Origin of the sequence: Streptococcus sp. 477, assembly GCF_013277295.1 — a bacterium.
GTDB lineage: Bacteria > Bacillota > Bacilli > Lactobacillales > Streptococcaceae > Streptococcus > Streptococcus pseudopneumoniae.
Genome location: NZ_VMMQ01000014.1, coordinates 13,394 through 36,722 on the forward strand (window position 1 = coordinate 13,394; position 23,329 = coordinate 36,722).

The window sequence follows — 23,329 nt, forward strand, 5'->3', positions numbered from 1 at the left end:
TTTCTGGCTCAGGCTGAAAAAGTCCCCCAGACTTTTTCACTCCCACAAATCTTTCTATTTTTTCTTCTACTAGTATAACAAAAAAAGGGAAGAAGGCAAACTTCCCTGTTTAGTCATTTTCTTGATTTTCTTCCCAGTCATGATAGGCAGCATAGAGCTGACTTTTATTCCACTGGTAAATCTTAGCGACTTCCTTGATAGCTTGATTTTTCTTCACACCTTGCTGGATACGGGCTTGGATTTCTGAAAACAAGTCTTCCTCGTCCTTTTCCTCCACATCCTGGCTGGCACCTTCAACGATGAGAAGGCATTCACCCTTGAGTGGCGTTTCAGCAATGCTTTCTAATAACTCAGAAATGATACCGCGTTGGTATTCTTCATAGATTTTGGTCAATTCTCTGACCAAGACGACCGATCGGTCGCCGTAGACTTCTAGCATATTTTCCAACGTATCTGCTACACGATGAGGCGATTCATAGAAAATCTGAGTTTCTGGATAGTCTTTTTTTGAGTCGAAAAATTGCTTTTGCTGGCCTGATTTTCTGGGTAAAAAGCCATAAAAGATATGTGGCTGTGGCGCTAAACCACTGGCAATCAAGGCAGAAATACCTGCAGAGGCACCTGGAACAGTCACAACCGCAATTTCTTCCTCAATCGCTACCTTAACCAAATCATGACCAGGGTCTGAGATGCTAGGCAGACCCGCGTCGGATACCTGAGCAATGCTTTGTCCTGCTTTCAGGAAACCAATCAAATCGGGAATTTTTTCCTTGGCATTGTGCTCATGAAAACTAATCTGCTTAGTAGAAATGTCAAAATGCTTGAGCAAAAGACCTGTATTGCGCGTATCCTCAGCAGCAATCCAATCTACTTCTTTCAAGGTCTGGATAGCTCGAAAGGTCATATCATCTAGATTGCCAATCGGCGTTGCCACTAGATACAGCTTGCCATAGGGAGACTGCCCCTTAAAACTTTTTTGAATCTGCATGCCTACTCCCTGTATAGCAACTCGTCACAAAACATACATTCCTCGTCCTGCTCTCGACGTTGTCCATAAAAATCATTACATACGTGAAATCCATCACGGTAAATGCGACGGACACTTTCACGAACATGCTTGGCCTTGACAGGAGCATCTGCTTCCACCTCACCCAAGCGTTCGCGCAACTTACTATTTTCCAAACGAAGAGCTGTATTTTCCTCTACCAGGCTCTTGAGATTTTTCTTGATGGCTTCCACATCGGCCAAGGTTACCAATAACTGTTGGGAAAAATCATCCAGCGCGTCAAATAATTCTTTTTTGTCCATAAACCAGCCCTTTCCTCTCTTTATCGTTCATTTTTGAGTTCATATTTCTTTCAAGACCAGATATTCCATGGCATTTTGAAAGCTGACATTAGCTTGCCACATTTTTCTAGCTTCTAACAAATCTTGTAAAATCACTCTTACTCTTGCTTGTAGGATATCTTGTCCACAGAGGACTTCAAGAATCCGTAAAACCTGATCTTGTTTTTCCTTGTCATCTGCCAAGTTGGCTAATTTAGCAACCTGCAGATAACTTTCTTTTTTCTTAGCTAATAACCAGGTTAGCAGGCGTTCACTTTCATCGACCAAGGTCCAAAAACTTGCCTGATTAGCCAACTTTTCCGCTTCAGCTCGCGATTGACTAAACTGGGCTAAAAGAGTTGCTTTTTTCTTGACCAGACCTGCTTGTTCTAATTGATGGATGAGCTTTTCTTCTTGCTTTTTAAAGTGGAAGATCTGGGTCCGACTTCGGATTGTCGGTAACATCTTTTCCTCATCGCTAGTCAAGAAGAAAATATAAACTTCACTCTGGGGTTCTTCGATGACCTTGAGCAGAGAATTGGCTGCGTTGGGATGCATTTTATCCGCTTGCTCGATGATAAAGACCTGTTGCTGGCTTTCAATCCCTGCTTGAGAAAACTGTCCCACCAATTCCCTAATGCGTTCTGTCTTGATGACCTGATTGACTGGTTTAATCAAGGTGACATCGGGAAATTCTCCCTGTTCAATCAGCTTGCAACTTCGGCATTTCTCACATGGTAAGACGCCAACTTTATCCGTACAAAAGAGGCTCTTAGCTAAAAATTGCGCTATTTCCAAGCTTCCAAAGAAACCTGAAAAGAGATAGGCGTGATTGAGCTGGTCTTGTTCTAAGATACGGACAAAACGGTCAAACTGAGCTGGTTGCCAAGCCTTTAGTTGATCTTGTTTCATTTGGCCAAGCCCATTCCGTCAAACAAGACAGCCTTGGTAGTTTCCACAACTTGCTCCAAAGGGAGACTAGCATCAATCTTGACAATGCGATTTCCCTCTTTATCCAGAAGAGAAAGGTAGCCTTGACGAACTTTTTTATGCAAGTCCAACCCTTCCAAATCCAAACGATTAACCTCGCGGTCACTATTAGCAGCAATACGAGCCAGCCCTTCTTCCACCTCGATGTCAAAATAGAGTGTCAAATCGGGTTTGAGGCCATCTGTCGCAAACTGATTGAGCCAGTCAATGGCTTCAATATCTAAGCCACGACCAAATCCCTGATAGGCAAGAGAACTATCGATGAAGCGGTCCATAATGACCAACTTGCCAGCTTCAAGGGCTGGAAGAACTTTTTCCACCAAATGCTGTCTGCGACTGGCAATATAGAGAAGCAACTCTGTCTTCGCATCCATCTGAGTATGACTTGGGTCCAAAATCACTTCCCGAATCTTCTCCCCAATCAAGACTCCGCCAGGTTCACGGGTCGTCAGCACCTCTACCCCTTTTTCCTCTAAAATTGGTAGCAGAGCCTCTAAAACACTGGTCTTTCCTGCTCCCTCTGGTCCCTCAAGAGAGACTAAAAATCCTTTTGACATGTCTAACTCATTTCTTTTTTACTACTTCTATTCTATCAAAAAAATAGGGGTTTGTGACAATCTTTTTGTCTTCTCATTTCAACCACCATAAAAGAGGCAGACAAATCCACCTCTTATTTACCTAGTTCTTGTGTTCGTTTGTAGGCTTGACCAACTGCATCCATGACCGTTCCTCGAAAAGCATGCGCTTCTAGGCTCGCTACACCAGCGATAGTCGAACCGCCTGGGCTGCAAACTTGGTCTTTCAAAACTCCAGGATGTTGCTGACTTTCAAGGACCAATTGTCCAGCTCCTACCACAGTTTGAGCTGCCATTTTCAATGCTGTTTCTCGTGGCAATCCAGTCTGAACACCTGCATCTGCCAAGGCCTCGATAAAAAGATAGACAAAGGCTGGTCCACAACCTGCAAGACCTGTCGCTGCATCTATTAAGCTTTCTCCAAGTTCAACCAAGAGGCCAGCCTTGGCTAAAAGCTGACAAAAGAGCTCACTGTCCTCAGCCCTGCAATTAGGAGACAAGGCATAACTAATCACTCCTTGACCAATAGAAGCAGGGGTATTTGGCATCATACGAATAATTCTGTGTTGATTTGGAAGAAGACTAGCGAGTTTTTCCAAGGTCAATCCAGCTGCCATGGAAATCAAAAGAAGACTTTCTCGTTTTTCAAGGATGGTCTGATATTGAGAAAGTAAGTCTGAGAACTGAGCTGGCTTAACACCTAGAAAAATCACATCTGCTTCTGCAAAAATTTCTTCATTGCTGGAAGCATGACCACCAAAGTTGGCGATGAAAGCATCCACCTTGGCTTGGCTACGATTGGCAAGAAGAATGTCATCACACGTCTTGGCCTGCAAAACAGCCTTAGCCAAACTAGCCCCCATATTCCCCAAACCGATAAATCCAATCTTCATCTCTTACTCCCTTATCTGTCCGTCCCCAGTAACCACATACTTGTAGCTAGTCAACTCCTTCAAGCCCATTGGACCACGCGCATGCAGTTTCTGAGTTGAAATTCCCATCTCACATCCAAGACCAAATTGTCCACCATCGGTAAAACGAGTTGAGGCATTGACATAGACAGCTGCAGAGTCCACTTGATCTGTAAAGTAAGCTGCAGCTTCAGCATTTTCCGTTACAATGGCATCCGAATGATGGGTACTATGGGCTTCAATATGGGCAACCGCTTCTTCTAAACTGCTCACAACCTTAACAGCAAGGACATAGTCTAAAAACTCGGTGTCAAAGTCTTGGGTCTCAGCTGCTTGACCTGAAACAAACTGGCTTGCTTTGCTATCCAAGCGGAATTGAATTGGTTCCAGTCCAGCTTCCTTACGCTCTGCAACCAGCATTTGATCCAAGCGAGGAAGGATGCTTGCTGCCTTGTTTTCATGAACCAGCAGAACCTCCATGGCATTACAAACAGAAGGACGACTGGTTTTAGCATTGTTGATGATAGACAGCGCCTTGTCTTCGTCTGCATCCTTATCCACATAGACATGGACAATCCCAGTCCCTGTCTCGATAGCAGGTACAATCGCATTCTCAACCACTGCATTGATCAAGCCAGCTCCTCCACGAGGAATGAGAAGGTCTAGATAGCCCTTGGCCTTCATCATAGCATAACTACTTTCACGGCTAGTATCCTCCACCAGTTGAATCACATTTGGATGAATAGTAGTCGTCTCCAAGCCCTTCTTCAAGGCTGTGACAATGGCATGGGTTGTTTGATAGGCATCCTTACCACTACGAAGAACAACCGCATTTCCACTCTTAAGAGTCAAAGCAGCCGCATCAGACGTCACATTTGGACGGCTTTCATAGATAATACCGATGACACCCATAGCTACACGTTTTTTTGTGATAACCAAACCATTTTCAAGCTGACTTGTTTCTAAAACTTCACCGATTGGATCTGGTAAGGCAACCACTTCACGAATTCCTCTTGCCATCGCTTCTATACGATCTGCATCCAAATAAAGACGATCCAACATCACATCTGAGATTTTCCCCTTAGCCGCTGCCATATCGAGGGCATTAGCCGCTAAAATTTCCTCAGTAGCAGCCACTAAGTGATCAGCCATGGCTAGCAAGGCTTGGTTTTTCACTTCTTCACTAGCTGTGTTAATCGATTTTTTAACAGCCTGTACCTGTTCAAATTGTTCTTGTCTACTCACCATAGTTTACCTCTAAAATTCTGTAAAAAGTAGTTGGATTTCAGGAGTAATGGAAATCCAGTCGTCACGGTAAATCAAGACACCCTTGGCTTTTTGAGAACGCAACATATCCTCCAAAGCAGATGCTCCAAATTGCACGCGTCCTTTTCCAAGTGATTTTCCACTTTCCTTATCAAATACTGTCACGATATCACCGTAAGAAAAGGCGCCTTCTGCTTCAACGATACCAGATAAGAGAAGACTCTTTCCATGTTGAGAGAGAGCTTCCGCAGCCCCTTTATCAACCCAAATAGAACCTTGACTCTGAGCATAAAAGGCCAGCCATTGTTTCTGGGTACGAAGCCCCTTCTCTTGCGCAACAAAGTAGGAACCATCCTTGGTCTCCTCAGCCGCTTCAATCATGGCATCTGACTTCAAGGATGAGCAGATATAAACAGGAACACCCGATTCTGTCGCAATAGTTGCAGCTTTGATTTTGGTTAACATGCCCCCAGTTCCGTTTGACGAACCAGCTCCACCGGCCATATCGATAATCTCACGATTGATAGTCTCGATTTGCTCCAAACGTTTGGCTCTTGGATCTGAATTAGGATTTCCTGTATAGAGACCATCTACGTCTGTCAAGAGGATCAAAAGGTCTGCTTGGATCATGGCCGCCACCTGTGCACTCAGAGTATCATTGTCCCCAACCTTGAGCTCATCAATAACAACACTATCATTCTCATTGATGATAGGAATCGCCCCACGGCTAAGTAAAACCGACAAAGCCTGATGGGCATTTTTATAACGACGCTTATCTACAAAGTCATCCTGGGTTAGCAAGATTTGTGCAGAAACGATTTGGCGCAAGAGAAGATTGGTCGTGTATTCTTCCAACAAAAGCCCTTGTCCTACCGCTGCTGAAGCCTGTTTATCAGCAATTTTAGTCGGACGCTTTTTAAATCCTAAGGCTCCAAAACCAGCCGCAATGGCACCTGAAGACACCAAAATCAACTCATGACCAGCCTCGTGCAGCATAGCCAACTGCTGGGTAATATCCTTTACCTTACTACGTGATAAACTTCCATCCTCATTTGTCAGAGAAGAAGTACCCACCTTAAAGACAATCCGTTTGTATTTCATAGTCTCACTCCGATTATTCATATTTATCCATTATAACATGAATAACAGGAAATAGAAAAGAGTTGATAGGAAAAAGAAGGCCCTAAAACCTTCTTTTCTACTACTGTTCTGATTCCGATTTGTTTACACTCGTTTCAGAGCTTTGTGAAGTTGAGGATGTCAAATCTTGACTAGTTGAAGAATTTGTAACACTTTCATGTTGACTCGTTTCTTTATTTTCAAGATCCTTTTTCACTACTTCTTTGGATTCTTTTATTTCTGAATGACTTGTAGTTTTAATTGTAGCAGATTTCTCGATCGGAACATCCACTAACCAGGCACCACTTGAATCCACAGTATAGCCTTCTGGTGTCTTACCATTCACAAGTAATTGACCATTTTCTTTCAAGAAGTACCATTTATCCTTGTCTTTAATCCAACCTATAGCTCGTGAACCATCTGTCTTGTAGAAATACCAATCATTTGCCTTTTTAAGCCAGCCTTGCTTCATAGCTCCTGATTCTTCTAGATAGTAATGATGTCCAGCAACTTCTATCTCACCTGTCTTCATGATACCAGTAGAATCCATATAGTACCAGGCTTCTTTATCTTTTACCCAGCCCGTTTTCATTTCCCCTGATGGAGCAAAGTAATACCATTGCCCCTTATATTGAAGCCAACCTGTCTTCATAGAGCCATCAACATCCAAATAATACCACTGCTCTTTATCTTGAATCCAACCAATTTCCATCTGGTTTTCTTTGTTAAAATAATACCAGATTCCAGCGATTTTCTTCCAATTTTTAGCAGCAACACCAGAGTTTGTCAAATAGAACCAACGATTGTTCCATTTTTTCCATTGATTCTGTAATAAGATACCCGTTTGGTTAAAGTAATACCATTCACCCTTAATTTCATTCCAACCGACAGCATATTCTCCTGTAGAATCAGGCGCTTGATACCACCAGTTTCCATATGAACTCTTATGCCAACCAGCTTGAAAACTTGGAATAGGCTTGTAGGAAGTTGAAATGTTTACTAAACCGTCTTGTCGAATATCAAAAACTGTTGCATCATAGTCTTTGCTGGCTGCGTTGATTCTCTCAATTCCTCGTTCTTTGAGCCAATTAACATACTCACTATCAACACCATTTTTCCAAGGTAGACTATCCGAAGTTTGAACAATCAAACTCGGACTCAAATTTTTAATAAAATCCTTGGTATTTGATTTGTTGGTATCATGGTGATGATTAAACTTCATCAAATCAACTTTTCCAATGAGAGGTCCATACTTATCTTCCGCTCCATGCACATTATCTAAGTCGCCCCCAAGGTAAATTTTCTTACCATTGACTTTTACTACGCTAATCAAGGAATTGGAATTATCATCCCAAATTTTCTTTAATTCACCTGATGAATCTGTTTCATTTTCATAATTATATAGTTGAATATCCATGTCTCCAAACTGAAAATGAGCATCTCCTTGTGTGATATTTTGAATAACTGAAACACCTTTTTCAGCAGCAGTCTTTAAAACCTTATCATAGCCATACAGATTATCCCAAAGACGTTCAGGCTTAGTAATACGATTATCACTATATTTCTTAAGATAGACTCGGTCAACTGGATAGGTAGACAGTAATTCATCAACATTTCCAATATGGTCACTGTGGGTATGGGTTACCAAAATAAAATCAAGTTTTTGGACACCCAATTCCTTCAAACGACGAAAGACACGGTCTGTTAGAACATGCTTATAAGTTGTATTGATACCCTGTCTCCATGGATAACGAGAATCACTTCCATCTGGGAAATCATAATCTTCTCCTGTATCCACCATGGCAAAATGTCCATTGCTTTCAAGAATAATCGCATCACTGCCACCTTCATGAACATTTATAAAGTGGATTTTATTTCCTGAACTTTCTTGAGCTTGAACATTTCCATACCATGACAAGCCTAAAAAAGCGCCTGCAAGTGCTAAACTAGTTAATTTCTTTTTCATTCTTACTTCCTCAATCTCTCCAATGTTTCCTTAAAAATTGCTGGGATATCTGCTGTAAATTCTAAGGTCTCACCTGTTCTCGGATGAGTAAAACCTAGAGTCTTGGCATGAAGAAATTGTCCATGCCCCTTAAGTGTCTTACGAGGACCATAGACTTCATCCCCAGCAACTGGATGACCGATATAAGCCATGTGGACACGAATCTGATGGGTACGCCCTGTCTCTAGTTGCAACTCCACTAAGCTATAATCGCCAAAGCGTTCCAAGACGTGGAAACGAGTTACTGCAGGTTTCCCTTTAGCAGTCACAGCCTGTTTCTTACGATCTTTTTCACTCCGGCCAATCGGTGCTTCAATCACACCGCGATCATTGGGCAAATTTCCATGAACAATCGCCCAATATTTGCGGAGAGACTTTTTATCCTTGAGTTCTTGGGCAAGTGCTAGATGCGCCTCATCATTTTTAGCAATCATAAGAAGACCTGACGTATCCTTATCAATACGATGAACAATTCCTGGACGCAGAACCCCATTGATACCCGACAAGTCCTTAATATGATACATAAGGGCATTTACTAGGGTTCCACTAGTATGACCAGCACTCGGATGCACAACCATTCCCTGAGGTTTGTTGACAACAGCCACATCCTCATCTTGGTAGATGATTTCTAGCGGAAGATCCTCAGCCACATACTCTAAAACCTCTGGTTCTGGCACATGGTAAGTGACGACATCGCCCTCTTGGACAGTGTATTTAGCTTTCTTGACTTGGCCATTGACCAAGACCTGGCCTGATTTGATTTGTTCATTCGCGAGACTACGTGATAATTCTGTCAAATCTGACAAAGCCTTATCTAAACGCAGGCCACCAGTTTCAATTTTAATTTCCATTTATTTCCTCTTTTAGCATTGCAATCAATAAAATAATCACTCCAACAGTCAGATAGCTATCTGCCACATTGAAAATTGCAAAATTGATAAAGTCAAGGTGAAACATATCCACAACAAAGCCCTGACTGACCCTGTCAATAAAGTTTCCAAGACCACCCGCGATTATCAGAGTCAAACCCAAGACCATCCAGAATGAGTCCTCCATGTGCTTATGTAGATACCAAATGGCACCTACCACGACGACCAGGGTAATGACAGCGAATAACAACTGCTGATCTTGTAAGATAGAAAAGGCTGCCCCTCGATTTTGCAGGTAGGTCAAGCTAACGAAATTGGGAATCCAGGAGCGCACTTCACCCAGTGGAATCTGTTGGACGATATAGGATTTAACTAACTGATCCAGCGCAATCAAAAGCAGTACAATGACTGCCACTATTCCTCTTTTTTTCATGATTTCCTCTTCTGATTAAAATATTCTTGCATGACTTCTACGAAAAGAGTTCCAGCTTGACTCAGCTCCACTTCTTCACGTTTAACATAGACCATGCGGTTATCTAGGTTATCCTTGAGACGAATAACTGTGATGCCATTCACACTGTCACTATCTAAAAATCCGGAACCTGTTGCATAAGCGTCCGTCCGCTCCAAAATACCATTCAAAGTAGCACGGTCTGTCACATTAAACATCTGCGAGCTCGCGCTGGTATCAACAAAGTTCTCTGAATAATAAAGATACTCGTCTTTCTCTTGCGTGAAACGAACCGTTGGTAGATCCGCTAAATCCTCCATGACCAATTCCTCTTTCTGAGCTAAAGGATGCCCCTCACGGAGATAAATATGGGTATGGAAGGGAATTAGTTCAATAACCTCTAGGCCTAACTTTTCAACCCGTTGCATAATCCCTTTTTTATTTTGATTATTGAGGTAGATAATCCCAATCTCACTGTGACCTTGCGCTACTTCGTCTAAAATTTGAACAGTAGTTGATTCAAAAATACGGAAGTTCTTATAATCAGGATAGCGCTCTGAAAAGGCCGTAATGGTTGGTGGCAAGAAGTCATAGTGCTGACTGGCAATGGAAAATTCATCCTTTTCTTCCTCAGGATGGGCATACTGATTTTGAAAAATATCAAATCCTTTAACCAATTCTTGCGCTTTTTCATAGAATTCCATACCACGACGAGTCAAGAAAGTCCCTGAGCTGGTCCGACGGAAAATCTTAAAACCCAATTCTTTTTCCAAATCACGAACAGAAATAGACAGACTCGGCTGACTAACATACATCTTTTCAGCAGCTTCACGAAAAGTACCGCTATTGGCAATAGCCACAACATAGCGTAATTGTTGAATGTTCATCTTCTACCTCCAACTTCTTTATCTTTTCATTATACCATATTTTAGAAGTTTTCCAAAAAGGAAAAAAGAACATCCTATTCTTCTTAACCTTCTTAACTATCTTCACTATCTGCCTTTCTCAAGCCAACCTTATTTTCAAAATCAATTCAAAAAATAACTGGATACACACCACTCCAATATCGAAAAGAAAAACGTTGACTATTTGTGAAAAAAGAAAATGCCGGAAAGTTCCGACATTTTTTTAGTAAGCTAACTTCCTGAAAATAGGAGTAACCATACATTCCAGAAGGCAGTGATATTGATGAGAATATGAACTAGTATTGGATAGTAGAGATTTTTTGTCATGCGATACAGTAGAGCTAAAATGAGACCTCCACTAGCATAAATGAAAAAAGCAAGAGGAGTTAAAGCAAAATTGATATGAATATAACCGAAAATAATAGCAGAAAGCAAGACATCTCCGTACCAAGGCGAGTTTTTGAAAAAGGTTGTCATAAGCACACCGCGATAAATCAATTCCTCAGCAATAGGGCCGATGAAGCAAGCCATGAGCAAGAAATAGGGTAATTCCTGTCTCCCTATCATTTCTATCGTTTCATTCAAAGAAATTTGATTTGAAGACGAGGGTATGAAATAAGACAAGAGGACGTCAGACATATACAAAATGATGTAACCCAGTAAAAGGTAGATAAAGTGCCTCAGCTGCCATTTGAAATGAAAAGTCTTCTTTCCTGCAAAAACTAGTAGATAGATGACCGCTAATAAAAGACCTCCACTCTCCATCCAAAGCAGAATCTGAAAAAATTCACGACTTGCTGGTAGATAGGGCTTTGCGAGGTGATTGAAAATTCCCCAAAACCAAGTTGATTTGTAAAAAATTAAGGATAATGCTAGTAAAATCTGAATAATCCGTTTTTTCATATTAAATCCTCTGTTTTCTCCATATTCCTAATAAATTTTACTTAAAATCTCGCAGGACTTCCTTTGCAAAGATGATTGCCTCCTCCAATATATCCTAAATCATAGGTTCCTCTGGGACAAAATCCATGAACCGGCATAGTTAATACCGGCTCTATTTGCCAAGGAAAATAACCATTAGGTTCTTTTCCATAGGGATCTGCTCCACCTTGTATCAGCTCTAATTCTTCATTTGTTAGATTTATATTTTTTGTCATTAAAATCATGATATATTTCCTCCGTTATTGTTTAGATTAGTTGAGTAATCTGATACTCATACCTACTTACAAAAAACTATTATATTAAGTTGGTTTTTTAATTTGTCTAGTTGCAACGTTGACAAGTTTAGTATAACATATCTTGGCCAAATATCCTCTTCAAATCATGAATTGTCATCAAAACGTCCTAAACTGCAAAATCAATTAGCTCCTGTCCCTTTGACCGTCATCTTCTCCAAAATATGTTATAATAATACCAAAAGATAAAGAAGGAAGTCTTATGATTAAACTACTAGCCTTGGATATGGACGGAACCCTCCTCAATGAAGCCAAGGAAATCCCACAAGCTCACATTATTGCTATTCACAAAGCCATTGAAAAAGGTGTCAAATTGGTTCTCTGTACGGGTCGCCCGCTTTTCGGTGTCCTCCCCTACTACAAAAAACTGGGGCTTGATCTCCAGAATGAGTATGTGATTGTTAACAACGGTTGTTCAACTCACCAGACTAGCGACTGGGGCTTGGTTGACTGGCAAGAACTTAGTCCAGCAGACATCGAATACCTCTATGACCTAGCTGAAAAAAGTGATGTTCAGTTGACTCTTTTTGATGAGGAACATTATTTTGTCCTCGGTGGCAAACCTAATGAAATCATTCAAAATGATGCCAAACTAGTCTTTTCAGACCTGACTGAAATTTCTCTTGAGGAAGCGACTAGTGGCAAGTTTCGTATGTTCCAAGGTATGTTTTTAGGAACAGAGAGCCAAACAGACGATTTTGAGCAGCGTTTTGCTGAAGAGCTTTGCCAACGATTCAGTGGAGTTCGTTCGCAGCCTGTCATTTATGAAGCAATGCCGCTTGGAACGACAAAGGCTACTGCTCTTTCACGACTAGCTGAGATTTTGAAGATTGATTCCTCAGAGATTATGGCCATGGGCGATGCTAATAACGATATCGAAATGCTCCAATTTGCAGGGCTTGGGATTGCAATGGGAAATGCCAGCGATTATGTCAAATCTCTTGCGGATGCCGTTACCTCAAGCAACGAAGAAGACGGCGTTGCGCGTGCTATTGAGAAATATATTCTATAAATCTCGTAGCGGAGCAAATGTCTCTGATCAAACTGGACACTACGAATCCTTAATCAATCCAGAATTGACCTATATGGGTTTGGCAGCCTTTGAAAACCCTGTTACTCAAAATGGATGGATTACCGTTGCACAAAGTTTCGGAACATCATCTGGTGGCTCTGAAGAATTAGCTGGTGGTTATGGAAAAGCCATTCAATACATAGAAGCCTACTCTTCTCAGATTCAAACATTTGCGACTAAGGCGAATCTTTTTGACAAAAATTTGAAGGCTATCGGAACTCATAAAATCAAAAATGAAAATAAGAGTACAACGAATAATTCCTACAATTTCTTTAACCAAATGCAAGAAGTAGGTAAAAGTATGGGTTTTTGGCGACAAGCTGGCTCGCGTTGGTAGTTTATGCAACTTGATGGGATCTTACCCTTACAATCAGTGGGCAAAATTAGATAATATCTGGTATCGCTTCGATAGTTCAGTCTGGATGCAAGCAGGTTGGTTGAAAGACGGTGAGACTTGGTACTATCTCGACGGTTCAGGTGCTATGAAAACAGGCTGGATGAAGGTATCTGGCAAATGGTACTATGCTTATAGCTCTGGTGCTCTAGCAATCAATACGACTACACCAGACGGTTACCGTGTTAATTACAATGGGGAATGGGTAGGATGGTTTAACTACAACAAAAATACTCTATACTATCTCACAGTGAGTAGTCTTCACTTTCAAATAGTATAGAGATTTTTATTTACCTAGTATAGCTCTTATCTTAGGTGTTTATAACAAACTGAAACAAGAGTGGGACAAAAGAGCCTCGTAAAAGGTATTGCAACTTGGTAATACCTTTTTGAGGTGCTTTTTGATATGAGCACATGTCTTCTCAATAGGATTGTACTCAGGTGAGTAGGGAGGAAGGGGTAAAAGTTTATGCCCAAACTCTTCACACAAGAATTCTATCCTAGCTATTCTATTGGAATCTTGCATTATCCATAATAATAACTGAGGGTGTGGTTAATGTTGGTAAGAGAAATTTCTGAAACCATGCTTCAAAAAAGTCGCTCGTCATCGTCTCTTCGTAGGTCATTGGAGCGATTAAGTCACCATTTGTTAGACCTGCAACCAAAGAAATCCCCTGATATCTTCTTCCAGAGACTTTACCTCCTATTAACTGACCCTTTGATGAGCGACCATATTCTCGATAAAAGTAAGTATCGAATCCTGTTTCATCAATATAAACAGGTGCTAAGTGCTTTAAACTATTAAAATTCTTAAGAAATAAGGCTACTTTTTCTGGGTCTTGTTCATAGATAGTATAGTACTTTATGGTTACCGAACAAGTCTAATGAAAAAATTCTGATGATAGTTCTAAATCTCAATAACCGCTTGGGTTCCATGATCCAACTCCAGCAAGACATCTATACTTGTATAGAAAATCCTGCCCTGAATAAGGAGATGTAAATATTTCTTTCCTCCAAAATGGTCATAGTTTTGCTGGCAAATCTAACATATCATGGATAAATTAACAAGTGATTTCTGAATTGCTAAACATTTTCTTTTCTTATAGCATATTTTCAGATTTTCTCTTTGAGAAAGATATTTACAAGAAAAAGGTTCGTTTTTTGTCTATTTTCAAAAAGTCTTAAAACTAAATTGAAAGAATTTTTAGAAAATTTTTGTTTTTCTCTTTACAGTTTAAAAAAATTCTGCTATAATAGCTCATGTAATAAAATATGACAACAAAAGGAGAACGATATGACATCTGCTAAAGAATATATCCAAAGCGTGTTTGAAACTGTAAAAGCTCGTAATGGGCACGAGGCTGAATTCCTCCAAGCTGTTGAAGAATTTTTCAACACTTTGGAACCTGTATTTGAAAAACACCCTGAGTATATCGAAGAAAATATCTTGGCACGTATTACTGAGCCTGAGCGCGTAATTTCTTTCCGTGTTCCTTGGGTTGACCGTGATGGAAAAATTCAAGTAAACCGTGGTTACCGTGTTCAATTCAACTCAGCTGTTGGACCATACAAAGGAGGACTTCGTTTCCACCCAACTGTAAACCAAGGGATTTTGAAATTCCTCGGATTTGAACAAATCTTCAAAAACGTCTTGACTGGACTTCCAATCGGTGGAGGTAAAGGTGGATCAGACTTCGATCCTAAAGGTAAAACAGATGCTGAAGTGATGCGCTTCTGCCAAAGCTTCATGACTGAGTTGCAAAAACACATCGGACCATCACTTGACGTACCTGCTGGTGATATCGGCGTAGGTGGACGTGAAATTGGTTACCTTTATGGTCAATACAAGCGTCTTAACCAATTTGATGCTGGTGTCTTGACTGGTAAGCCTCTTGAATTTGGTGGTAGCTTGATTCGTCCAGAAGCAACTGGTTACGGTTTGGTTTACTATACTGAAGAAATGCTGAAAGCTAACGGTAATAGCTTTGCTGGTAAGAAAGTGGTTATTTCAGGTTCTGGGAACGTTGCTCAATACGCTCTTCAAAAAGCGACTGAACTTGGCGCTACTGTCATCTCTGTATCTGACTCAAACGGTTATGTCATCGATGAAAATGGTATCGACTTCGATCTTTTGGTTGATGTTAAAGAGAAACGTCGTGCTCGTTTGACTGAGTATGCAGCTGAGAAAGCAACTGCAACATATCACGAAGGTTCTGTATGGACTTACGCTGGAAACTATGATATTGCGCTTCCATGTGCTACTCAAAACGAAATCAACGGTGAAGCAGCTAAACGTTTGGTTGCTCAAGGCGTTATCTGTGTATCTGAAGGTGCCAACATGCCGAGCGACCTTGATGCCATCAAAATCTACAAAGAAAATGGTATCTTCTACGGACCTGCCAAAGCTGCCAACGCTGGTGGTGTAGCCGTTTCAGCCCTTGAAATGAGCCAAAACAGTCTTCGCCTCTCATGGACTCGTGAGGAAGTTGATGGACGTCTCAAAGACATCATGACAAACATCTTCAACACAGCTAAAACAACTTCAGAAACATATGGTCTTGATAAAGACTATCTTGCAGGAGCAAACATTGCTGCATTTGAAAATGTAGCAAACGCTATGATTGCCCAAGGTATTGTTTAAGATTCATTTGCTTAATCCTCAATCGCTTCGATTGGGGATTTTTATCTTGAGTTAAACGGTTGGGAAATTCTAATTTAATTAAATTAAATGAAATAAAAACCGAACAAATTGATTGCGGAATTCAAACCAATTTCTAACAATGTTTTATAAAACTCAGTGGACTATTCTAAATTCAATCTATTTTATACTTTTCGAAAATCTCTTCAAACCACGTCAGCGTCGCCTTACCGTAGATATGTTACTGACTTCGTCNNTTTTCATTGAGTATTACTTACTCGCCAACTTCTTAAACAAAAAGAAAAACCACTACTCCTAAGAATAGCGATTTAATCATGTTTTTAAGCTACTAATGTAGTCGCTCTATTATTTAAGAGTAACTGAAGCTCCAGCTTCTTCCAATTTAGCTTTGATTTCTTCAGCTTCTGCAGTTGCAACGCCTTCTTTAACAAGTGCTGGTGCACCGTCAACAAGTTCTTTAGCTTCTTTAAGACCAAGACCTGTGATTTCACGTACAACTTTGATAACGCCAACTTTTTTGTCGCCTGCAGATGTCAATTCAACGTCGAATGAATCTTTAGCAGCACCAGCGTCAGCAGCACCAGCTGCAGCAACAGCTACAGGAGCAGCTGCAGTTACACCAAATTCTTCTTCGATAGCTTTTACAAGGTCGTTCAATTCAAGGATTGAAGCTTCTTTAATTTCAGCAATAATGTTTTCAATGTTCAATGCCATTGTTATTTCCTCCAAATATGTTTTAAATTTATAATAGATTTTCGTAGCTAGGCTACGCTACGTAGCTTAAGATTAAGCTGCGTCTTCTTTGCTTTCTGCAACCGCTTTGACTGCAAGAGCAACGTTGCGCACTGGCGCTTGAAGTACAGAAAGGAGCATAGAAAGAAGTCCTTCGCGGTTTGGAAGAGTTGCAAGTGCAAGAATCTCTTCTTTAGATGCGACAGCGCCTTCGATTGCACCACCTTTGATTTCAAGTGCTTCAGCGTTTTTAGAAAAGTCGTTCAAGATTTTCGCTGGTGCAATAACATCTTCGTTAGAAAATGCTACTGCAGATGGTCCAACGAATACTGATGCAAGATCTTCAAGACCAGCTTTTTCAGCTGCACGACGCAAGATTGAGTTTTTAATGACTTTATACTCAACTTCGCTTCCACGAAGCTCACGACGAAGAACTGTATCTTGCTCAACTGTCAAACCACGAGCGTCTACAACGACGATAGATGCAGCAGCTTTCATTTTTTCAGCTACTACGTCAACTAGTTCCGCTTTTTTAGCAATAATTGCTTCACTCATTAGTGTGTTCACCTCCGTAATTATTTTGCTTGGGGAATTTTTCCAAAAGAAAAACGCGCCCAAACCTAGACACGAAAGTACAATACGCTTCTTTTTACATGATACGTTTTGTCCTCGGTAGGATATTTATGAGTCGAGCTCCCCTACTGTCTTAGGCAGTTTTTTCAAACCGTATATAAGTATAGCATAGTCAAAAAAAGAATGCAAGATTTTTACAAACTTTTTTTAAAATTTTTCGTGATTTTTCTTCTAAAGTTCTACTGTCAGAACTTGACCTTGCTTAACAACCTGTTCTCCAGCAATATAGACATCATCAACATCACTGGATTTGACAGCATAAACTAGGTGAGAGAGCATATTTTCTTGAGGTTGGAGATGGATTTTGCCTTGTGGTTGAATAACGAGAAAATCTGCCTGCTTGCCGACTTCTAGACTTCCTATCTGATTTTCCATTCCTAGAACCTTAGCCCCTTCGATTGTCAGTGCCTTGAGAGCTGTTTCGATAGGAAATTGGCTGGCATCTCCACTTTTCATCTTCTGAAGAAGGGCTGCAGTCCGTCCCTCCTCAAACATATCAAGATTGTTATTGGAAGCGACCGAGTCAGTCGCAATTCCGACTGCTACTCCTGCTTTTTGGAGCTGGATAATTGGAGCAATTCCTGATGCCAGTTTGAGATTACTGATAGGATTGTGAGCAATAGCCACTTGAGAAGTTGCCAAGCGTTCAATTTCTCGCTCGTTTAATTCGACCCCATGAGCAAAGACAGACGGATGATCTAAGTAACCCAGTTCTTCTAGAAAGGCGAGGGGGCGTTTGCCGTATCGTTTCAGGATAATGCCTGATTCTTCCTTGGTCTCCGCCACATGGATATGGATTGGAATAGCAAGCTCTTTTGCCATTTCCAAACTCGCTTCCAGCAAGTCTCTACTGCAGCTATAGGGAGAATGAGGTGCTACCATAACCTTGAAATTTGGATTTTTATATTTTAAGATTTCGTCTATGATGGATCGAGTTCTGCTTATAGTCTCAGCAGTTGTTTCTGTCTCTGAAGAAAAAAGAGTCGGAGAAAAATAACAACGCATCTTGGAATCTTTCACTGCCTGATAAATCTGCTCAATATTCACACCATTGGGATTATACATATCATTAAAGGTTGTTGTTCCTGACTGGAGTATCTCTGTCAGAGCTTCTTTGACCGCCTTAGTAGTCATGTCGGGAGTAAACTCAGCTTCTGCTGGCCAGATATAGTCATTGAGCCATTCATGGAGATTGCTATCATCCCGAATTCCTCTCAAACCTGTCATAGCAGAATGGGTGTGGCAATTGACCAACCCAGGCATAATCCAAGCTCCCTGATAGTCTATAATCTGCTCAGCTTGCTCTAAAAACGCTGGCTTATCTTGACCGACATAGACGATTTGAGAATCCTTGACTGCTAAGATTCCATCAAGATAAACATGGAAATCTTGATCACAAGTCACGATATTTACATTCTGAAAGACTTTCATTATAGGCTCCTTTTCTAAAAGACAAGTTATACTCTCTTCAAACTACTTCAGATTCACTTTGCCGTAGGTGTGGTTACTGACTTCGTCAGNNTTCCTAGTTTGCTCTTTGATTTTCATTGAGTATTACAGTGAACAATTTTTCTAGCTATTGTAACAAAAAAGTCACCCGAAGGCAACTTTTTTCGTCCATAAACTTTCAAAAGAGAATGGCTTATTCAGAGCTAAAAGCTGCTGCTTGCTGCATTTGGTAATACTTACCCTTTCTAGCCATGAGATCCTGATGATTGCCATGCTCCACGATGTCGCCATCTACCAAGACAAGAATCAAATCCGCATCCTGAATGGTTGACAAACGGTGGGCGATGATAAAGCTTGTGCGCCCCTTCATGAGTTTGGCAAAGGCATCCTGTACTAGCACTTCTGTCCGTGTATCGATGGAGGAAGTTGCCTCGTCTAAGATAAGAATCTTTGGAATAGCCAAAAAGACTCGCGCTATAGTCAAGAGCTGGGTCTGACCGACAGAGAGAGATTCTCCTGCATTTTCTAACTTGGTATCGTATCCCTGTGGCAACTGTTGGATGAAAAAATCTGCATTGGCTGCTTTGGCAGCAGCAATCACCTGCTCCCGACTGGCTTCAGGATTTCCAAAAGCAATATTGTCATGAATGGTTCCTTGCTTGAGCCAGGTTTCTTGGAGCACCATGCCAAACTGCTGTCTCAATGATACTAGGGTATAATCATAAATGGATTGCCCATCCAGCAAGATATCTCCTGAGTTAATAGGATAGAAACGCATAAGAAGATTGATAAGGGTTGATTTTCCTGCACCTGTCGGACCAACGATGGCTACCTTGCTACCAGCTGGAATATCAATAGATAAATCCTTAATCAAAATCTTTTCAGGATGGTAACCAAAAGAGACATGTTTAAAGGAAATAGCTCCCTTAACTTGGTCACTGGTCAAGACTTCCTTGCCTGTTTCAGCAACCTCAGGACTTTCTAAGACAGCATAGACGCGCTCTGCGCAAGCCAGAGCACTTTGCAACTCAGCTAGCACTGAAGAAATATCGTTAAAGGGCTTGGTATACTGTTGGACATAGTTCAAAAAAGTCACTAAACGCCCAATGGTCAAGGTTGACCCCATCATGATACGATAAGCTCCTACTCCAGCTAGAATCGCATAAATGAGCGCATTGACAAAGCGAGTCGAAGGATTGACCGTTGAAGAATAAAAGATGGCCGACTGCGAATAGCCTGCGTAGTTGTCATTAGCCTCACACAGTCTTTTGATAAACTCTACCTGAGCATTAAAAGATTGAATAATAGTCTGCTGGCTAAGCGATTCTTCAATCAACTGAGTCTGAATTCCCCTTGTCTCTGTTTGCTTCTGGAAGAGATGATAGGAGCGTTTGGCAATAAAGCGTGAAATCACCATAGACAGTGGCGTCAACAGCAAGACTAAGAGAGTCATGAGGAGGTGAATTTGCAGCATGGCTAGAATGCTAACCAAAATCATCAAGACACCAATGAAAAATTGGTTAAAAATCATGGTCAAGCCAGCTGCTAACTGTTCGATGTCCGTGGTTACCCGACTGACCATCTCTCCACTTCCTTGCCGCTCCACAAAAGCAATCGGTAAACGATGGAGCTTATAGATGATTCGCTCTCGCAAGTCTCTGGTATAAGAGAAGATTAGGCGATTATAAAGAAGAGGATTGGCCCATTGTACCAGAGTATTTCCTATAACTACCAAGATCATCTGGAGAAAAATCTGCCAAAAAACTGGTGAAGAACCAGCCACTAGGACTTGGTCGATGACCTGCCCAATCAAGATAGGTAGGTAGATTGATAAGCCAACCTGGGTAATAGTTCCTAGAAAGGCTAGGAAAAGGAGGAAGGGATGACTTGCTAAATCTTTTGCCAAGCGTGTGAGCGTCTGGTTTGCAGTTTGTCGTCTCATGCTAGTCCTCCTTTCCATGTTGGGATGCATTGATTTCGCGATAAACTTGACTAGATTTCATCAAGTTCTCGTGCTTGCCGATAGCTAGGAGCTCTCCTTTTTCTAAGAGGAGAATCTGGTCAGCCATCTGTAAAGTCGAGGTTCGTTGAGAGATCAAGATTAAGCTCGTATTTAGCAAATTTTCTCGGATAGCTTTCAAGAGCTTAGACTCGGTAATGGTGTCGAGGGCCGAGGTCGCATCATCTAGGATGAGAAATGGAGCTTGGCGCAAGACTGCGCGAGCAATAGACAGCCTTTGTTTTTGTCCACCTGAGAAATTTCGACCTCCTGCCTCAACAGTGGCATCCAAGAGCCCTTCCTTTTCACTAACAAAATCCTTAGCTTGCGCAATCTCCAAGGCCTGCCAGAGTTCCTGGTCAGATACTTCTTGATGTAAACCTAGAGTCAAGTTAGAACGAATGGTTCCCTTAAAGAGTTCGACTTTTTGGGGCACATAGGCAATCCAAGACCGCCACTGCTCCAAATTAAGAGGACTACGTCCATTTCGATAAAGGTCTATACTCCCCTTGTCTGCTGGATAAAGTCCAAGTAAGACTTGCACCAAGCTTGATTTACCAGAACCAGTTCCTCCGATGATACCAAGGATTTGCCCTTGCTTCATATTAAAGGAAATGTCTCTCAGAGAAGGCTGGGCCGCATCAGGATAGGTAAAGGTCAGTTCTTGAACTTGTAAAACCTGATCACTGCTAGCTTGCTTTTGTTCTAATTCTGAATGAATATCTTCTGGAGCCTCAGCAAAAACTTCCTCGATTCGCTTAGCTGAGATGTAGGACTGGTTGAGGGAATTGATCAGCATGGCTAGCTTGACCAATTCCACCAAAATCTGTAAGAGGTAATTGATAAGAGCAATGAGAGCACCTTGACTGAGCACTCCTCCTTGAATTGAAATATAGCCTTGCCAGATAATAACGAGAAGAGTTCCATTGACAATCAGATAGGTCAGAGGTGTTAATAAACTAGACCAGAAACCTGTCTTTTCTTGTAATCTAGCATAAACTTGGTTAAGGGTTTGAAAAATCTGTAACTCTCGTTTTTCTTGACCAAAAGCACGAATAACCCGCATCCCTTGCAATTGCTGGCGCGTTTCCTGAACCAGTTGGTCCGTTTTCTTTCTGAGACTACTGTAGAGAGGATTGACCAATCGAGATAACCCTACAATGACAATGGTCAAAATGGCAACCATGACTAAGAACCAGAAAGTCAACTCAGCTGAGATTCGATAAGCCATAAAAATGGCACCAAAAACGATAATGGGCGCTCGCAAAAAGAGACGCAGGAATTGATTGATACCAGTCTGAATCTGGTAGGTATCCGAAGTCAAGCGAGTGACCAAACTAGAAGTTGTCAGACGGTCTCTGCTGTCCTTGGACAAGGAAAGAATATGACGATAAAGATCGTTTGTCAATTCCTTAGCAAAGCCTACTGCTGCCTTTGCTGAGTAAAATTGAGCTATCAAGGCCACTAAAACGCCAATTACTGCAAAGATAAGGAGCAGGCCAATCTGCATCCAGAGATGACCTTGATCTCCCTGAGGTAAAGATTGGTCAACAATCCCAGCAATCACCATGGGAACCAAGAGCTCAAAAACAGCTTCTAACAGCTTGAACAAGGGGGCTAAAATTGATTCCTTGATGTAGGGTTTGAAGTAAGATAATAGGTGTTTCATAAATCCCTTCTATTCATATTCTAGAAATGAAGAAAGTGGGAAGCCCCACTCTCTGTTTTATTTGTTTAAGTAAGGCAATAGATAGCCATATCCTGCTTTTTCCATCTCATCCTTGGCCACAAAGCGTAAAGAAGCAGAATTGATACAGTAACGGAGGCCGCCTAACTCCCGCGGTCCATCTGTGAAAACATGACCCAAGTGAGCGCTGCCTGAACGAGAACGAACTTCAATTCGCTCCATTCCATGGCTCAGATCCTTGTAATAATGAATCAACTCTTTGGAAATCGGACGGCTAAAACTTGGCCAACCACAACCTGAAGCAAACTTATCCTTGGCAAAAAAGAGTGGCTCACCCGTCGTAATATCTACATAAATCCCCTCTTCAAAGGTTTGGTCATAGGCATTGGTAAATGGAGCCTCTGTAGCAGCTTCTTGTGTGACACGATAAGACTCTTCAGATAGACTGGCCTTTAACACTTCTTGGCTAGGCTTTTCATAGTTTGCTGCATCAATCAATGGCTTATCAGCATCGGTCACATCGATATGACAGTAACCTGAAGGATTCTTCCTGAGATAATCTTGGTGGTAGTCTTCAGCCAGAATGTAGTGGCGTAATTGCTCCACTTCTACTGCAATCTTTCGATCCAGCATGCGTTCCTGCTCCTGTACCACTGTGTAGATAGCTGGCAAATCTGCTTCATCCTGATAATAAATCCCAGTTCGATATTGGCGACCACGGTCATTCCCTTGTTGATTGATAGATAGAGGATCGATAACTCGGAAATAATAAAGTAAAATCTCTCTGAGTGACACTTCCTTCTCATCGTAAATCACTTGGACCGTTTCTGCATGGTCTGTTTCCTTGATCAACTGGTAATTGGTCGTTTCGACTTGACCATTAGCGTAGCCAACACTGGTTTCTAGCACTCCAGAAATGCGTGAAAAATATTCCTCTAGGCCCCAAAAACAACCACCTGCTAGATAAATTTCTGCCATCTTTATTTCTCCTTTATCACGTTTTTAACTAATACTCTTCGAAAATCTCTTCAAACCACGTCAGCTCACATCTG

Annotated in this window: 21 protein-coding genes, 4 pseudogenes and 1 other annotated feature; of the genes and pseudogenes, 4 read left to right on the plus strand and 21 right to left on the minus strand. The window is 41.3% G+C overall.

The features are described from left to right. Positions 1 to 109 precede the first annotated feature (109 nt). The 11 genes from rsmI to HT691_RS02475 form a co-directional block, all read right to left on the minus strand. Entirely contained in the window at positions 110 to 988 is an 879-nt protein-coding gene (gene rsmI / locus HT691_RS02425) for a 16S rRNA (cytidine(1402)-2'-O)-methyltransferase (protein ID WP_023933809.1), read from the minus strand. A gap of 2 nt (positions 989 to 990) precedes the next feature. After that, positions 991 to 1,308, minus strand: coding sequence for a DNA replication initiation control protein YabA (gene yabA, locus HT691_RS02430; RefSeq protein ID WP_000358228.1), 318 nt, complete (start codon positions 1,306 to 1,308; stop codon positions 991 to 993). Positions 1,309 to 1,347: 39 nt separating this feature from the next. Further along, the gene (locus tag HT691_RS02435; RefSeq protein WP_023933812.1) at positions 1,348 to 2,238 is read right to left on the minus strand and encodes a DNA polymerase III subunit delta'; all 891 of its coding nucleotides are present in this window, start codon (positions 2,236 to 2,238) and stop codon (positions 1,348 to 1,350) included. Continuing rightward, positions 2,235 to 2,873 (minus strand): dTMP kinase, encoded by a 639-nt coding sequence (gene tmk, locus HT691_RS02440; RefSeq protein ID WP_023933814.1) that lies wholly within the window; start codon positions 2,871 to 2,873, stop codon positions 2,235 to 2,237. The genes HT691_RS02435 and tmk overlap by 4 nt, the downstream gene beginning before the upstream one ends. Positions 2,874 to 2,986: 113 nt before the next feature. Then, on the minus strand, positions 2,987 to 3,784 hold the full coding sequence (gene proC, locus HT691_RS02445; RefSeq protein WP_069285334.1) for a pyrroline-5-carboxylate reductase: 798 nt from the start codon (positions 3,782 to 3,784) through the stop codon (positions 2,987 to 2,989). 3 nt (positions 3,785 to 3,787) lie between these two features. Beyond that, positions 3,788 to 5,050 carry a glutamate-5-semialdehyde dehydrogenase gene (locus tag HT691_RS02450; RefSeq protein WP_172921728.1) on the minus strand — a complete coding sequence of 421 codons (1,263 nt, stop codon included), beginning with the start codon at positions 5,048 to 5,050 and terminating at the stop codon, positions 3,788 to 3,790. 9 nt (positions 5,051 to 5,059) lie between these two features. Then, positions 5,060 to 6,169 (minus strand): glutamate 5-kinase, encoded by a 1,110-nt coding sequence (proB, locus tag HT691_RS02455; RefSeq protein ID WP_240154007.1) that lies wholly within the window; start codon positions 6,167 to 6,169, stop codon positions 5,060 to 5,062. 100 nt (positions 6,170 to 6,269) lie between these two features. Further along, entirely contained in the window at positions 6,270 to 8,153 is a 1,884-nt protein-coding gene (cbpE, locus tag HT691_RS02460) for a phosphorylcholine esterase CbpE (protein ID WP_000728244.1), read from the minus strand. A gap of 2 nt (positions 8,154 to 8,155) precedes the next feature. Beyond that, positions 8,156 to 9,043, minus strand: coding sequence for an RluA family pseudouridine synthase (locus HT691_RS02465; protein ID WP_000403212.1), 888 nt, complete (start codon positions 9,041 to 9,043; stop codon positions 8,156 to 8,158). Beyond that, complete coding sequence (gene lspA, locus HT691_RS02470; RefSeq protein ID WP_000745672.1) at positions 9,033 to 9,494, minus strand: signal peptidase II; 462 nt, start codon at positions 9,492 to 9,494, stop codon at positions 9,033 to 9,035. The genes HT691_RS02465 and lspA overlap by 11 nt, the downstream gene beginning before the upstream one ends. Then, the gene (locus HT691_RS02475; RefSeq protein WP_001025687.1) at positions 9,491 to 10,399 is read right to left on the minus strand and encodes a LysR family transcriptional regulator; all 909 of its coding nucleotides are present in this window, start codon (positions 10,397 to 10,399) and stop codon (positions 9,491 to 9,493) included. The genes lspA and HT691_RS02475 overlap by 4 nt, the downstream gene beginning before the upstream one ends. On the opposite strand from HT691_RS02475, the pseudogene HT691_RS02480 reads away from it, so the two are divergent. Next, positions 10,392 to 10,597, plus strand: a pseudogene (locus HT691_RS02480) (AraC family transcriptional regulator). The gene HT691_RS02475 and the pseudogene HT691_RS02480 sit on opposite strands and share 8 nt — an antisense overlap. Before the next feature lie 51 nt (positions 10,598 to 10,648). On the opposite strand, the gene HT691_RS02485 reads toward HT691_RS02480, so the two are convergent. Together HT691_RS02485 and HT691_RS02490 are read right to left on the minus strand one after the other, a co-directional pair. Then, positions 10,649 to 11,320 (minus strand): CPBP family intramembrane glutamic endopeptidase, encoded by a 672-nt coding sequence (locus HT691_RS02485; protein ID WP_000746011.1) that lies wholly within the window; start codon positions 11,318 to 11,320, stop codon positions 10,649 to 10,651. Between the two features lie 41 nt (positions 11,321 to 11,361). Next, complete coding sequence (locus HT691_RS02490; RefSeq protein ID WP_000602445.1) at positions 11,362 to 11,583, minus strand: SP_0924 family bacteriocin-like peptide; 222 nt, start codon at positions 11,581 to 11,583, stop codon at positions 11,362 to 11,364. A 271-nt stretch (positions 11,584 to 11,854) separates the two neighbouring features. Between HT691_RS02490 and HT691_RS02495 the strand changes: the two genes are divergently transcribed. Continuing rightward, positions 11,855 to 12,664 (plus strand): Cof-type HAD-IIB family hydrolase, encoded by an 810-nt coding sequence (locus HT691_RS02495; protein WP_023932748.1) that lies wholly within the window; start codon positions 11,855 to 11,857, stop codon positions 12,662 to 12,664. After that, positions 12,663 to 13,326: pseudogene (locus tag HT691_RS11610) on the plus strand (choline-binding protein C); the annotation flags it as partial. The gene HT691_RS02495 and the pseudogene HT691_RS11610, both read left to right, overlap by 2 nt. A 111-nt stretch (positions 13,327 to 13,437) precedes the next feature. On the opposite strand, the pseudogene HT691_RS02510 reads toward HT691_RS11610, so the two are convergent. Further along, positions 13,438 to 13,972: pseudogene (locus tag HT691_RS02510) on the minus strand (transposase); the annotation flags it as partial. A 56-nt stretch (positions 13,973 to 14,028) separates the two neighbouring features. Further along, positions 14,029 to 14,209: pseudogene (locus HT691_RS11240) on the minus strand (hypothetical protein); the annotation flags it as partial. A 203-nt stretch (positions 14,210 to 14,412) separates the two neighbouring features. Here HT691_RS11240 and gdhA point away from each other — a divergent pair. Continuing rightward, entirely contained in the window at positions 14,413 to 15,759 is a 1,347-nt protein-coding gene (gdhA, locus tag HT691_RS02515) for an NADP-specific glutamate dehydrogenase (RefSeq protein WP_000199528.1), read from the plus strand. 363 nt (positions 15,760 to 16,122) lie between these two features. Here the strand turns inward: gdhA and rplL are convergent, their stop codons facing one another. From rplL to msrB, 6 genes are all read right to left on the minus strand, one after another. After that, positions 16,123 to 16,491 (minus strand): 50S ribosomal protein L7/L12, encoded by a 369-nt coding sequence (gene rplL / locus HT691_RS02520; protein ID WP_001196965.1) that lies wholly within the window; start codon positions 16,489 to 16,491, stop codon positions 16,123 to 16,125. 72 nt (positions 16,492 to 16,563) lie between these two features. Further along, positions 16,564 to 17,064: a 50S ribosomal protein L10 gene (gene rplJ, locus HT691_RS02525; protein WP_001287278.1), complete on the minus strand. Its 501-nt coding sequence runs from the start codon at positions 17,062 to 17,064 to the stop codon at positions 16,564 to 16,566. A 38-nt stretch (positions 17,065 to 17,102) separates the two neighbouring features. Next, positions 17,103 to 17,238, minus strand: a sequence feature (ribosomal protein L10 leader region). 75 nt (positions 17,239 to 17,313) lie between these two features. Then, complete coding sequence (locus HT691_RS02530) at positions 17,314 to 18,573, minus strand: TRZ/ATZ family protein (RefSeq protein WP_000862496.1); 1,260 nt, start codon at positions 18,571 to 18,573, stop codon at positions 17,314 to 17,316. Between the two features lie 211 nt (positions 18,574 to 18,784). Continuing rightward, positions 18,785 to 20,533, minus strand: a complete 1,749-nt coding sequence (locus HT691_RS02535; RefSeq protein ID WP_023932752.1) for an ABC transporter ATP-binding protein — start codon at positions 20,531 to 20,533, stop codon at positions 18,785 to 18,787. A 1-nt stretch (position 20,534) separates the two neighbouring features. Next, positions 20,535 to 22,259: an ABC transporter ATP-binding protein gene (locus tag HT691_RS02540; protein ID WP_023936095.1), complete on the minus strand. Its 1,725-nt coding sequence runs from the start codon at positions 22,257 to 22,259 to the stop codon at positions 20,535 to 20,537. 57 nt (positions 22,260 to 22,316) lie between these two features. Continuing rightward, complete coding sequence (gene msrB, locus HT691_RS02545) at positions 22,317 to 23,255, minus strand: peptide-methionine (R)-S-oxide reductase MsrB (protein ID WP_023932754.1); 939 nt, start codon at positions 23,253 to 23,255, stop codon at positions 22,317 to 22,319. Between the last annotated feature and the right edge of the window lie 74 nt (positions 23,256 to 23,329).